This is a genomic window from Sphingomonas sp. LT1P40, assembly GCF_036663835.1.
GTDB lineage: Bacteria > Pseudomonadota > Alphaproteobacteria > Sphingomonadales > Sphingomonadaceae > Sphingomonas.
Genome location: NZ_JAXOJT010000002.1, coordinates 495,107 through 508,201 on the forward strand (window position 1 = coordinate 495,107; position 13,095 = coordinate 508,201).

14 protein-coding genes are annotated in these 13,095 nt (G+C 66.1%); 12 read left to right on the top strand and 2 right to left on the bottom strand.

Going from position 1 to position 13,095, the window contains the following annotated elements; genetic code table 11:
- Window positions 1-118: 118 nt before the first annotated feature.
- A complete protein-coding gene (locus U1702_RS13840; RefSeq protein WP_332725610.1) occupies window positions 119-472 on the top strand; it encodes a YbaN family protein in 354 nt (117 codons plus the stop codon).
- Between the two features lie 3 nt (window positions 473-475).
- Here the strand turns inward: U1702_RS13840 and U1702_RS13845 are convergent, their stop codons facing one another.
- On the bottom strand, window positions 476-1,300 hold the full coding sequence (locus tag U1702_RS13845) for an NYN domain-containing protein (protein WP_332725612.1): 825 nt from the start codon (window positions 1,298-1,300) through the stop codon (window positions 476-478).
- Window positions 1,301-1,477: 177 nt separating this feature from the next.
- Window positions 1,478-2,944 (bottom strand): flagellin N-terminal helical domain-containing protein, encoded by a 1,467-nt coding sequence (locus U1702_RS17130; RefSeq protein WP_443026848.1) that lies wholly within the window; start codon window positions 2,942-2,944, stop codon window positions 1,478-1,480.
- A gap of 243 nt (window positions 2,945-3,187) precedes the next feature.
- Here U1702_RS17130 and U1702_RS13860 point away from each other — a divergent pair, with 243 nt between their 5' ends.
- The 11 genes from U1702_RS13860 to fliN all read left to right on the top strand — a co-directional run bounded on the left by U1702_RS13860 (window position 3,188) and on the right by fliN (window position 13,092).
- Window positions 3,188-4,432, top strand: coding sequence for a sigma-54 interaction domain-containing protein (locus U1702_RS13860; protein ID WP_332725614.1), 1,245 nt, complete (start codon window positions 3,188-3,190; stop codon window positions 4,430-4,432).
- On the top strand, window positions 4,429-4,791 hold the full coding sequence (fliE, locus tag U1702_RS13865; RefSeq protein ID WP_332725616.1) for a flagellar hook-basal body complex protein FliE: 363 nt from the start codon (window positions 4,429-4,431) through the stop codon (window positions 4,789-4,791). The genes U1702_RS13860 and fliE overlap by 4 nt, the downstream gene beginning before the upstream one ends.
- 2 nt (window positions 4,792-4,793) lie before the next feature.
- Window positions 4,794-6,449: a flagellar basal-body MS-ring/collar protein FliF gene (gene fliF / locus U1702_RS13870; protein WP_332725618.1), complete on the top strand. Its 1,656-nt coding sequence runs from the start codon at window positions 4,794-4,796 to the stop codon at window positions 6,447-6,449.
- Window positions 6,446-7,456 (top strand): flagellar motor switch protein FliG, encoded by a 1,011-nt coding sequence (gene fliG / locus U1702_RS13875; protein ID WP_332725620.1) that lies wholly within the window; start codon window positions 6,446-6,448, stop codon window positions 7,454-7,456. Before fliF ends, fliG begins: the two co-directional genes overlap by 4 nt.
- Window positions 7,449-8,156: a FliH/SctL family protein gene (locus U1702_RS13880; RefSeq protein WP_332725622.1), complete on the top strand. Its 708-nt coding sequence runs from the start codon at window positions 7,449-7,451 to the stop codon at window positions 8,154-8,156. The genes fliG and U1702_RS13880 overlap by 8 nt, the downstream gene beginning before the upstream one ends.
- Before the next feature lie 8 nt (window positions 8,157-8,164).
- Entirely contained in the window at window positions 8,165-9,493 is a 1,329-nt protein-coding gene (locus U1702_RS13885; protein ID WP_332725624.1) for a FliI/YscN family ATPase, read from the top strand.
- 101 nt (window positions 9,494-9,594) lie between these two features.
- Window positions 9,595-10,026 carry a hypothetical protein gene (locus U1702_RS13890; protein ID WP_332725626.1) on the top strand — a complete coding sequence of 144 codons (432 nt, stop codon included), beginning with the start codon at window positions 9,595-9,597 and terminating at the stop codon, window positions 10,024-10,026.
- A gap of 28 nt (window positions 10,027-10,054) precedes the next feature.
- Window positions 10,055-11,212: a flagellar hook-length control protein FliK gene (locus U1702_RS13895; protein WP_332725628.1), complete on the top strand. Its 1,158-nt coding sequence runs from the start codon at window positions 10,055-10,057 to the stop codon at window positions 11,210-11,212.
- 21 nt (window positions 11,213-11,233) lie between these two features.
- Window positions 11,234-11,851, top strand: a complete 618-nt coding sequence (locus tag U1702_RS13900) for a flagellar basal body-associated FliL family protein (RefSeq protein WP_332725630.1) — start codon at window positions 11,234-11,236, stop codon at window positions 11,849-11,851.
- Window positions 11,852-11,857: 6 nt separating this feature from the next.
- Window positions 11,858-12,805, top strand: coding sequence for a FliM/FliN family flagellar motor switch protein (locus tag U1702_RS13905; protein ID WP_332725632.1), 948 nt, complete (start codon window positions 11,858-11,860; stop codon window positions 12,803-12,805).
- Window positions 12,802-13,092 (top strand): flagellar motor switch protein FliN, encoded by a 291-nt coding sequence (fliN, locus tag U1702_RS13910; protein WP_332725634.1) that lies wholly within the window; start codon window positions 12,802-12,804, stop codon window positions 13,090-13,092. Before U1702_RS13905 ends, fliN begins: the two co-directional genes overlap by 4 nt.
- Window positions 13,093-13,095: the final 3 nt, after the last annotated feature.

A 13,095-nucleotide genomic window follows, 5' to 3' on the forward strand; every position in this document is an offset into this window, starting at 1 on the left:
GCGAACGGTGCCGGGGGGCACTGGTCACATAGGGGGCGGGGTGGAAGCGTGCCGGGGGCCGCCTCCACCCCACTTCTTTTTGCGACACATTCGCAGATCACCATGCTACGCGAGTGGCGTGCGCCGCTATCTCTACCTTACCGCAGGGTTCGTCAGCCTCGGCCTCGCCGCGATCGGCGCGCTGCTGCCGGTGATGCCGACGACGGTGTTTGTCATCCTTGCCGCCTATTGCTTCACGCGCAGTTCGCCGACGATGGAGCGGCGGCTGCTCGAACATCCGCAGTTCGGCCCGCATATCGTGCGCTGGCGCGAGCGCGGGGCGATCAGCCGGACCGGCAAGAAGGCGGCGACGGTGGCATTTGTCGTGAGCATCGCGGTGGCGTTCGCCTTCACCGCCATGCCGTGGCCATTGGTCACCGTCGCGGCGGCGGCAATCGTCGGCGGCTGGATCTGGACACGGCCGGAGGCGTAAGCCTTAATTCGCCCCGGTCGGACGCGGCGTGCGCTCGCGGTTGCGCTTGTCCGCCACATAGCTGGGACCACCCTCCGGCTTGTAGATTTCAAACAGGCCGGTGGCCTCGAACAATGCCGGAAAGTTCTTCACGCCGTAGTTGCGTGGGTCGATCGGTGCCTGACGCTTGGCCGCGCTTCCTGCGGTGGACAGGAGCGCCCAGCCGTCGTCGCGCGCCGCCGCTTCCACCCCGCCGCGCAGGATGCTGACCAGCATCGTATCCTGGGCGATGGATCGCGCGGGATCGGCGGCGGGTGCCGGGCTTGCCACGGACTTCGCCTTGCTTCGTGGGGCGGCTGGCGAAGATTTGACCGGTGTCGGCGCTTCAGGCGCGACGAGGCCGTCGAGATAGAGGAACGTCGTACAGGCGTTGACGAACGGCTCCGGCGTCTTGCGCTCGCCAAAGCCATAGACGTCGTGCCCGCTGGCCTTGAGTTGCATGACGAGCGGGGTGAAATCGGCATCGCTCGATGCGATGCAATAGGCGTGCGGCTTTTGCGTGTAGAGCAATTCCATCGCGTCGATGACAAGGGCAATGTCGGTCGCGTTCTTGCCCGCCGAATAGCTGAATTGTTGAATCGGCCGGATTGCGAAGCTGTGCAGCTTGTCGCGCCACCCCTTCAGTCCGGCACTCGCCCAGTCGCCATAGGCGCGGCGGATGTTGGCGGTGCCATATTTCGACAATTCGGCAAGGATCGCAGCAATCTTGGTGTGCGAAACATTGTCGGCGTCGATCAGCAGGGCGATCCTGCGGTCGGACGTCAAGCTCAGCGAGGGATCAGTGCTCATGCAGTCTTGTGAGACCGATCGCGCCCGGACGCAACGATTGCGCCAACGGCGGTTTGCCGCGCGAACGAAAAACCCCGGTGGTCTTGCGACCACCGGGGCTCCTCGCATGCCCTCCAATGAAGGAGGGTGACCGGCCGTGGTGCCTGTCAGGGGGGTGACACCCCGACCGGCACACGCTTAGCGAAGCAGCGAAAGAACGCCCTGCTGCGACTGGTTGGCCTGGGCCAGCATCGCGGTCGACGCCTGGCTCAGGATCTGGGCCTTGGCGAGCGCCGTCGTTTCCGCCGAGAAATCGGTATCCTCGATGCGGCTGCGGGCCTCGTTCAGGTTGGTGGTCGTCGTCGACATGTTGGCAACGGTCGATTCGAGGCGGTTCTGAACCGCACCGAGGTCGCCGCGACCGGCCGAGATCGAGGTCAGTGCGGCGTCGATCACAGCAAGCGCTGCCGAAGCATCGTCCTGCGTTGCGATCGACAGGTCCGAACCGGCTGCCGTCGTTGCGGTCATGCCGACGCTGGCCAGTGCCGCGGTCTCACCCTCGACCATCACGGTCTTGCCCGAAGCGGCAGACAGCGTGATCTGGTTCTGCGCGACGGTGGAGTCCTCGCCTTCCTCGAACGTGACGTCGGCAGTGGCGCCTTCGGCACGAACCGTGACCTTCTCGATGTCGTCTTCAGCCGCGAAGTTGATCACGACGTCGGCCGCGCTGGTCAGCACGATGGCCGTGCCCGCTTCGTTGAGCGCCGCGGTCACGCCGCTGTCGGTCGTCGTCTCGTTGATCGCGTCAACCAGCAGCGCCAGGTCGTAACCTGCCTCGATGCCGGCATCTTCGTCTTCTTCGACAACGCCTGCGGCCAGATCGATGTCTTCGCCACCGATGCTGATCGTGCCGGTCATGGTTTCGTCGGCACCGACCAGCGACAGCGTCAGCTTTGTCGAGGCGGCTGCGGTAACGCCGGATTCACCCGTTACGGCGTTGATCGCGGTCACCTTGTCGGCGATCGCCGAGCTGGCATCGCCGCTGCTGTCGACGCTGGCGCCGACCCAGGTGCCGTTGATCTGCAGCTGGTTCTTCTCGAAGCCGGTGGCCGTACCCGTCAGGGTGCCGGTCGCGGTCTGCTCTGCGCCCGAGCGCAGGCCCAGCTTTGCAGCCGAGGTGTTGAGCATCGACATCGTGATGGTTTCACCAGCGTTGATGCCGGTCTGCAGCTTGACGTCACCCGTCTTGCCGTCGAGCAGCGCGACGCCGTTGAAGTTCGAGGTTTTCGAGATGTTGCCGACTTCGGCAATCAGCTGGGTCATTTCAGCCTGCAGCGTCGAGCGATCGCTGGTGCCCAGCGTGCCGTTCGATGCCTGGGTGCCGAGCTCCTTCATGCGCTGAAGCATGTTGGTGACTTCACCGAGTGCGCCTTCTGCGGTCTGCGCCAGGCTGATGCCGTCATTGGCGTTGCGCATGGCGACGGCCATGCTCTTGACCTGGCTGGTCATGCGGCTGGCGATGGCGAGGCCAGCGGCATCGTCCTTCGCGCTGTTGATGCGCTTGCCGGTCGACAGGCGTTCCATCGACGTCTGCAACGCCGAAGAGGCGCTGGACGACGCGTTCGCGGCACGAAGGCTCGCGATGTTGGTTCCGATAACAGTCATGTGCGTTCTCCGTTCAGTCCAAAGCGTCTCCGATTACCCCCCTGAATGCGAAGGAGCCCGAGCCGCCAATGGGGTGAACGGCAGGCTGAGCGCGGGATTAAGTAGTTTTATTTGCCCTGTTCACGCGCGTGCGTGGGAGCGCGCGCGGCAAATAGGAGCCGAAGCGGCGCATTTTTGCCGGATGGTTTACCGATCGTTTACCATCAATACCGCAATTACCCTTGCAACAGGGGGTTCTTTCGAATGCAGACGATCTTTCCGTCAGCGGCGGTGCTGCGCCAAAACTATGCGCTGGTCTCGGCGCTCAGGGCGCAGGGCTTCACGATCGGCGCGGCCGACAAGGTGAAGCCGATGCCCGGCGACCTGTTCATGATCGTCGAGGGCGAAGCTCCACCGGTATCCGCCCGCACATTGGTGCTGGCCGACGGGCCGGTCGCTGCAATCCCCTTTCATGACGGCAATCCGGCCCGCCTGACCTTTGGGTCGGACGACGCGGCGGTCGCCAGCGGCTTTGCCAGCGCGATGCTGCGCGGCGCGCATGCCCCGGTCGCGTCGGACCCCGAGAGCCTCGCGCTTTATGCCTTGGCCGAGCGGGTGGCGGTGGCGGACATCACTGTGCTTATCAACGGGCCCACCGGCACCGGCAAGGAAGTGCTGGCGAAGGCTATCCACAACATTTCCGCGCGCCGCGACGGTCCGTTCATCGCGGTCAATTGCGCGGCGTTACCCGAGACGATGCTGGAAGCCCTGCTGTTCGGCCACCAGAAGGGCGCGTTCACCGGCGCGAGCGCGGCGGGCGAAGGCTTTTTTCGCGCCGCGAACGGCGGCACACTGTTGCTCGACGAAGTCGCCGAAATGCCGCTCGGCCTTCAGGCCAAGCTGCTGCGCGCCTTGCAGGAACGCGAAGTCGTGCCGATCGGTGCGACGGCGGCGGAAAAGATCGACGTTCGCGTTATCGCCTGCGCCAACCGCGATTTGCAGACCGAAGTGGCAGAAGGCCGGTTTCGCGCTGATCTTTATTACCGCCTGTCGGTTTTTCCGCTGTCGACCAAGCCATTGTGCGATCGCCCCGGCGATGTCGCTGCGCTGGCCCCGGCGATGGTGTTGCGCCACGCGGGCAGCCGAACACGCCTGCCTTGGGTGACGCGTGAGGCGCTGGCGGTGCTGCAGTCGCATGACTGGCCGGGCAATGTCCGCGAGCTGGAGAATGTGATCCAGCGTGCGCTGTTGCTCTGCCCGGGTGAGGCGATCACGCCCGATCATCTGATCTTCGACCGTGCGCCGGCCATGCTGCAACAGGCAGAGGGGACGCTCAGCAACATCGTCCAGCTCAGTGAATTCGCGGCGATCCGTGAGACGCTGGCGGCATGCGGCGGCAGCCGGATCGAGACTGCCAAACGTCTGGGCATTTCGGAGCGCACCCTGCGCTACCGGCTGGCCCGAGCGCGCGAGCAGGGTGAAGACATCACGCGGAGAATCAGCGCATGAGCATCGGTGCAATTGGCGGTGCGGGCGGGGGCGGCATCGACCGCGTCATGCAACTGCGTGCCCAGATCCTGGAACGCAACGAAGCGCTGCAACGCGCGACCACCGGCGCAGCCGCTCCGGCTGCGCAACCCGCAGGTCCGACCAGCTTCGCCGATACGCTGGAGACCGCGCTCAAGCAGGTCAACGGCGCGCAGGCCAAGGCCGGCGATCTGTCCGCGGCCTATGAGCGCGGCGAAACGGTGGACATCGCCAAGGTGATGCTCGCCCGCCAGGAAGCGTCGGTCGGGTTCGAAGCGACGCTGCAGGTCCGCAACAAGCTGCTGACCGCCTATCGTGACATCATGAGCATGCCGGTCTGACCATGAACAATAATCTTTCCATCTCCGACGCCCCTGCCGCACCGGCACAGGGCTTTTCCAATCCGCTGAAACAGGCCGGGTCGTTTCTGTCCCAGCCGGCGGTCAAGCGCAGTCTGCCGATGATCTTCATGATCGGTCTGATCGGTGCTGCCGCACTGGCATGGGCGGCGATGTCCACCCCGCCGCAGCGGGTGCTGTTCGCTTCCCTGCCCGAAAGCGACAAGGCGGCGGTGGCCGACGCGTTGTCCGCTGCGAGTATCGTCAACCGCATCGACGGTGCCGGTTCGATCACGGTCAACGAGGATGATTATCACAAGGCACGGATGCTGCTCGCCGGGCAGGACCTGCCCAAAGCGGCACCGGGCGGCTATGCGCTGCTCGACCAGCTGCCAATGGGTGTGTCGCGCGCGGTCGAGGGCGAACGGCTGCGCCAGGCACGCGAGACCGAGCTGGCGCGTTCGATCAGCGAAATCGATACGGTCGCGGTCGCCCGCGTGCATCTTGCTACCCCCGAAGCCACGGTGTTCGTGCGCGACAAGTCCGAGCCGTCGGCATCGGTGATCGTCACGCTGGAACAGGGCCGCACCTTGTCGGAGGCGCAGGTGCGCTCGATCGTCAACCTCGTCGCATCGTCGGTGCCGGGGATGAAGCCCGAATCGGTGACGATCGTCGATCAGGCGGGTGCGCTCCTCAGCAAATCCGGCACCGATGGCGCTGCCGGCGATGCCCGCATCGACCTGCAACGCCGGGTCGAGGACAAATATCGCCAGCAGCTGGTGCAATTGCTCACGCCGTTGCTGGGTGCAGGCAATTTCAGCGCCGAAGTGCAGGCCGAGGTCGATCTGGACGAAACTCAGGCGACGCGCGAAAGCTATGACAAGACGGGTGCCGTGGTGCGTGCCGAACAGGGCAACTGGACCGGTGCGCCGCGCGATGCCGCCGGTGCGCCCGGCGGTATTCCCGGCGCGCTGTCCAATGTCGCGCCGCCGGCGGCAACCGTCGGCACACCGCCGGCGGAGGGGGCTGCGCCCGTACCCGGCCAGCCTGCGGCCCCGGTAGCGGTGCAGGGGATGAAGCAGAGCGACAGCTTCACCCGCAGCTATGACAATGCCAAGGAAATCTCGGTCACGCGCGCCGCACCCGGCGGGATCAAGCGATTGTCGGTGGCCGTGCTGATGCGCGAAGAGCCGGGCAAGCCGCGCGGGCAGGTCGAAATCCGGCAGATCGACGGGCTGGTAAAGGCGGCCGTCGGCTTCAACCCGGCGCGTCAGGATCAGGTGACGGTCGTCAGCCGCAAGTTCAGCGCGGCGTCCGACGTCGCCGAGACCGGCACGCCATTCTACGAATCGGGCTGGTTTGCGATGATCGCGCGCAATGTGACGGCGGTGGTGATCGCGCTACTCGTCCTGCTGCTGGGCGTCCGTCCGCTAGCCAAGGCGTTGCTCAAGAAGCGCGACGACAGCGCGCGCGGCGGATCGCTGCCGATGGGCGTGCCGGATGGCGTCGCCATGCCGACCCCGGTCAGCGCCGAGATGCTGGGCGCTGGCGGCGTATCGCTGGGTGACCGGGTTGGGCTGGTGCGCGACTTCACCCGCGACAATCCCGCGCGTGCCGCCCTTGCGGTGCGCGACATGATAAAGACGGAGGGCAAGTCGTGAACGCGCCCCGTAACTTTACCGGCGTCGAACGCGCCGCCGTGCTGATGATGGTGGTCGGCGACGAAGAAGCCGCCGCGATCCTGCAAAAGCTCGATCCCGAAGAGGTCCGCCAACTCGGCACCGCCATGATGAGCGTCGCCGATGTCAGCGAATGGGAAATGGGGCAGGTGCTCGACGATTTTACGGGGCGGGCGCAGGAGCGCAGCGCGATCCAGTTCGATCCGCGGCCCAAGCTGGAATCGGTGGTGACCATGGCGCTGGGGCCGGAGCGTGCGGGCAATGTCCTTGCCCGCATCCTGCCGCCGCAGCCGTCCGAATCGATCGCGATGCTCGCCTGGATGGACGCCAACGAGATCGCGGCGATGCTGAGCGAGGAACATCCGCAGATCGCCGCCGTGCTGCTGGCGCATCTCGAATCGGCGACCGCCGCGCAAGTTCTGGAAATGCTGCCCGAGGCGATTCAGCCGCAGGTGCTGCGCCGCGTCGCCAAGCTCGGCCCGGTCACGCCTGACGCGATCGCCACGTTAACCGCCTTGCTCGAACGCCATGCCACGCAACCGCGTCGCGTCGCCGGATTGCAGATGGGCGGCACGCGCGAGGCGGCAAAAATCATGTCGTCGGCGCGGAAAATCACCGAGCAGAAGGTGATGCCCAAGCTGGCCAAGCTCGACCGCGAAGTCGCCAGGGCGATCGAAGAGGCGATGTTCGTCTTCGACAATCTGCTCGAGCTCGACGACAAAAATATGGGGACGTTGCTCCGCAACATCGAAAGCGACGTGCTGGTCCGTAGCCTGAAGGGCGTGGACGAGAATGCGCGCAACCGGTTCCTCGCCTGCATGTCCAGCCGCGCCGCCGACACGATCCGCGACGAGATGGAAGCACGCGGCCCAATGAAGCTGGCCGAAGTGCTGGAGGCGCAGAAGGTGATGATCGGAATCGCGCGTCAGCTGGTGAAGGATGGCACGATCACTATGCCGGGCGGCGGGGGCGACGACGATTATGTCTGATTTTATCCCCGGCATGTCGTCGCGCGGCGCCGGGATTGCCGAGGCGCTGCAGCGCGCCTTTGCACCGCCCGAAGGGTTCGCGCCGCGCGAGGTTCGCCCGCGCGAGGCGGCGGCGAGCCCCAAGCATTTCAGTCCGGCCGAGCCGGGGCACAAACCGACCGAGGGTTGGGATCCGTTCGATCCCGAACCGGCACCGCCTGTTCGGGAGTTTGTCGATCCGGTCGTAGCGGCGCATGCGGCCGGCTATGCCGAGGGGCTGGCAGCTGCGCGAGCGGAAGCCGAAAGTGCCGCGGCGCAACAGGCTGCCTTGCTCGAACAGGTCAGCGACGCCCTATCGAAGGGCGCACATTTCGACCGCGAACGCATGGCCGGACATTTGCGCCAGACCGTGCTGCATCTGGTCCAGCGGATGATCGGCGACGCCGGGATCGCGCCCGATGTGCTTGCGGCGCGGATCGAGGCGGCGACCGACATGCTCGCCGACAGCGCCGAATCGGCGATCCTGCGGCTGCACCCCGACGATGTCGCGCTGATCGAGGGGCATCTGCCCAAGACGGTGTTCCCCGTCGCCGACCCGCATGTCGCGCGCGGTGGCTTTGTCATCGAAAGCGCTTCGACCATTATCGAAGATGGCCCCGATCTGTGGATCGAACAGCTCGCCGCCGCGATCGACCGCATCCCGATTCCGCCTGCAATTTAAGGGTTTCGATGTTCAACAGCTTTACCGCCGATTACCTCGACGGCCTTGCCTGCCGCGACTTCGTGGCGCGGCCCAAGGTTTCCGGGCGGCTGTCCTCCTATGACGGGTTGCTGATGGAGGCGGTCGGGCTTTCGCTTCCGGTCGGCACGGTCTGCGCGATCGGCACCGGTGCCAACCGCATCGAGGCCGAAGTGATCGGCTTTCGCGCCGGTCGCACACTGATGATGAATCTGGGCGGCCCCGCTGCCCTGCTCCCCAACGCCCCGGTGCGCCCGATCGGCCCGCCGGGTGAAGCCGAAGTCGGTTCGGCGATGCTGGGTCGCGTGGTCGATGGATCGGGCAAGCCGATCGACGGCCTTGGCCCCATTCGCGGCGCGGGCAAATGGCCGCTGGCGGGCAAGATCCAGTCGCCGCTCGACCGCGGGCGCGTGCTGCAGCCGATGGATGTCGGGGTGCGTGCGATCAACGGGCTGCTGACCATCGGTCAGGGGCAGCGCGTCGGCATCATGGCCGGCTCCGGCGTCGGCAAATCGGTGCTGCTTGGCATGATGGTCCGCGCGGCCGAGGCCGATGTGGTGGTCATCGGGCTGATCGGCGAGCGTAGCCGCGAGGTTTCGGACTTTCTGGAGACCAAGGTCGCGGGCGAGGCGCGCCAGCGCTCGGTCGTGGTCGCGGTTCCGGCCAACCATTCGCCCGTCCTGCGCATCCGCGGCGCGCTGCGCGCCACGGCGATTGCCGAGGCGTTTCGCAACGAGGGCAAGAAGGTTCTGCTCATCATGGATTCGCTGACCCGCGTCGCGCATGCCGGTCGCGAGATTGGCCTGGCACTCGGCGAACCGGCCAGCGCGCGCGGCTATCCGCCAAGTGCCATCGCGATGTTGCCCAGCCTGATCGAGCGCGCGGGTACCGATGTGCATACCGGCGGGTCGATCACCGCCATCTATACCGTGCTGGCCGATGGCGACGACGGCAACGATCCGGTCGTCGATTCGGCACGCTCGATCCTCGACGGGCATATCGTGCTGAGCCGTGCGCTGGCCGAACGCGGGGTCTATCCGGCGATCGACCTGGGACCGTCGGTCAGCCGCGTGATGACCGATATCGCGAGCCGGGAGCATGTCGCCGCCGCGCGCGTGCTGCGTCGGCATCTGGCGACCTATGAAGAGAATCGCGATCTGGTGCTGATGGGTGCCTATCGCCCCGGTGCCGACCCCGCGATCGACGCGGCCATCGCGTGCCATGATTCGGTGCTGGATTATATCCGGCAGGCCTATGACGAGACGGTGCCGCTGGACGATGCCGTTGCCGAACTGATCGGCGTGTTCGGCGATGCGTAGTTTGATTGAGGCCGCACCGGCCCGCTTCCCCACCCGGCCACCCACAGCGTATTCTGGATGGGTGGCCGGGTGGGGGAGCGGGCCGGTGCGGGGAACGAAAAATGCCTGAGAAACACGCCAAGAAGCTCAACCGCCTTTTGCGCGTCCGGACGCTTCAGCTAGACATGGTTCGGGCCGACGAAGTCGCGGCGCGTGACAAGGTTGCTGCCGAGGAGTCGATGCGCGCGCGCATTGCCCAACTTGCCGAAGGGGTGGCACCCGCACCCGCACCGACGCCCGGAAGCGCGACCACGCTGATCGCGGCGGCGCATTACCGCGAACGCCTGCACCAGTCGGCCTTTGCCGCCGAACGCCGCGTGGCCGAGGCCGAGCGTGGCCTGAATTCCGCGCAAGACGCCACGCGCGAAGCCAAGCGCGACCAGACCGCGATCGAGAAGTTGCTGGCCCGGGCCGAGGCCAATGTAGCGCGCAAGGCGATGCGTGCGCTGGAAGATATGCCGTCGGTTCCAAAAAAACGGCACGATCCTTGCTGATTACTGGGGAAAGGAGATTTTCCCCGCCGTGTTCAACCTGCTTTCCATCAAGCTACCCGGCCTGACCCCCGCCGTGCCGCTGCGCGCGGCACCGGTTGCGCGCGTGCCGGTCGCCGATTTCATGGCGGCGCTGGGCGCAATGCTGATTCCGGGTATCACGGCAAAGGGTGACGGCGAGCGGCAAGTCCCAGCCGAGGGCGGCAAGGATTTGCCGGACGAGGCGGAAACGCCCGATCCGCTGCTGGCATGGTTGCCCGACGGCATGGCATCGGTTCAGGTCGAGGTGCGGCTCGCACCCGGCCTGGCGCTCACGGGAACAATGCCCGCTCCGCCGGAAGCGGCGCTTGTCGGTGAGATCGCTCCGTTTGCCGGTGCCGATCCCGCGCCGGTCGAGACGCCTATTATTGCTCCCGCAGCCGAGCGCGAGACGATCGACACCGCCCCGATCGTCGAGGCGACGGCGGAGCCAGACTTCGCACCCGTCGCCGTCGACCCCGAACCTGTGATCGAACCGCAAGTAAAGAGCGAGACACCGGTGCGCGACCGTATCGAGCCGCGCGCGGCACGACCGATCACGCCGCCCCCGCTCGCCCTCCCGCCACATCCGCAATCGCCGGTCGCCGCGGCTCCCGCGGGGCAAATGTTCGCCGCTGCCTTTGCCATCCCCGTCGCTGACTCGGCAAAGATCCCGACCGCCGGTGCCGATCCGATCGAGATCACCGCATCGCTACAGACTGACCAGCTGCGCACCACCGTTCAGGCGATGAGCGCCACGGATCAGGCCCCGCTCGATCTGTCGCGCGACGACTGGGCCGGCGCGATGATCGACCGGATCGCGGCCATGCAGGACTCGGCGCGCGACGCGGCGGAGGCGACCGATACGCGCATCCGGCTCGCACCCGAAAATCTGGGTGCGCTCGAAATCTCGATCCGCCGCGATGGCGACCGCCTGCATGTTCACTTCACCGCCGAGAATTCTACGACGCGTCAGCTGCTCGCCGATGCCGCATCGCAGCTGGTCGAACTGGCGAACGCGCGCGGGGTGAAGCTGGGCGGAACCAGTGTCGATGGCGGCACCGGCGGCCAGCCCGGCACGCCGCACCAATCCGAACCCAAAGGATCCACTCGCCCCGCATCGGCGGCGGCGAGCGGACCCAAAACCGATCCGAACGAGCGAATTGCATAACCTGTCAGGGGGAATCGAACGATGAGTGACAAGGAAGAAGCCGCCGCCACGCCCAAGAAGAAGGGCGGCGCCAAGAAATGGATCCTGATCGGCACCGGGCTGGTCGTGCTGATCGGCGGCGGCGTCGGCGGCGGGCTTTATGCCTCGCAGGCCGGACTGTTCGGCGGCGGCGCGCATGCCGGGGAAACGGCCGGTGCGGATACCCCGCGGCTGGTGCCGAAGAGCGAGGAAGTCCGTGCCGAGGCGAAGGCTGGCGAGGGCGAAGGCGAGGGCGGCGCAGGCAAGGGCATGACCACGCCCAAGGGTTCGGGCGGCGACAAATATGCCTCGACCTATTATGCGCTGGAGAAGGAGTTCACCTCCAATCTGCGCGAAAGCGTCCATTTCATCCAGGTCGGCGTTGCGATTTCGACCGCTTACGACAACCGCGTCATCGAGAATCTGAAGACGCACGAGATGGCGGTGCGCTCCGCCGTGCTGATGGCGCTGGGCGAGACCAATGAGGATGAGGTCTTCACCGCCGACGGTAAAAAGAAGCTGCAAGGGCGGCTGGCGAGGGCAATCAACGCTGTTTTGAAAGAAAAAGAGGGATTTGGCGGCGTTGGTAACGTCTACTTTACCAATTTCATCGTTCAGTGAACGGGCATGGTTAACAGCCCTTCAGAAACTGGCGCGCCGGATCGGCGAGAGCGCACCCGGACCGGGGCGGAGCACGCGCCGGCGCTGGGCGTCGCCAATCTCAATCCGTTCGGCGATCTGCACGGGGTGCAGCACCTCAGCGCTCGCCTTGCCAAGTCGCTGAAGGCTGTCGTCGAGCCGTTGGTTGGCGAAGGCGCGCGCTGCTGGGCCGAACCGCTTAGCGTTCAGCGCTTCGCCGATTATCGCGGGGAACGCACCGCGCTGACCGCATGGTTGCCGCTGACGATGATGCCGACGCGCGGCCGCGCGCTGATCGCGATCGACGGCAAGTTCGCATATGAGATGCTCGACCGCTTTTTCGGCGGCGAGGGGGAGCCGCCGCATCCGCTGCCGACCGAGTTTACCGGATCGGCGGATACGTTGCTGAGCCGCCTGTCGGCCAGCATCGCTGCACAGCTCGATCCCGCGTGGCAGATCCTCGCGCGGCTGGAATTCGCTGCGGTCGACAGCGTGATGCCGATCTCGATCGCGCCTGAAATCGATGCGGGCGAGGCGATGATCGTCACCCGCATCGGCGTGGCATCCGACACGGTCAAGCCGCACTGGATCGACATTCTCTATCCCGTCGCCGCGCTAAAGCCCTTTACTCCGTCGCTGACCGCCAAGGTCATCGGCGGCGATCCCGAACCCGAACCCGAATGGCGCAACGGCCTGACTCGCGCGGCGATGGCGCTGCGGCTGCCGGTGCGGTCGGTGCTGGCCGAGCCGGTGGTGCGGGTCTCGACGCTGATGAGCCTGAAGCCCGGCGACGTGATCCCGATCAGCTTTGGCCCCGACGTGCCGGTGATGGTGCATCGCCAGCGCATCGGTTGCGGCACCGTCGGCACCAGCAACGGCCATGCCGCCATTCGCCTGACCCGCTTTGAATCGCTTTCACTTGAGGACGCACGATGAACGACATGACCGGGGGCTTCCCGACCGACACTGCGGTGGCGGCCAATTTCCACTTGCTCCAGGATGTCGACGTCAAGCTGACGGTCGAGATCGGATCGACCACGCTGACGCTGCGCGAACTGCTCGCACTGGGCGAATCGAGCGTGATCGAGCTGGACCGTCAGGCCGACGAGCTGCTCGAGGTGTTCGTCAACGGCACGCTGATCGGTCGCGGCGAAGTCGTTACTGTCGGCGACAAGTTCGGCGTGCGCATGACCGAGCTGGTCGCGCCCGAAAAGCGCGGCTGACAC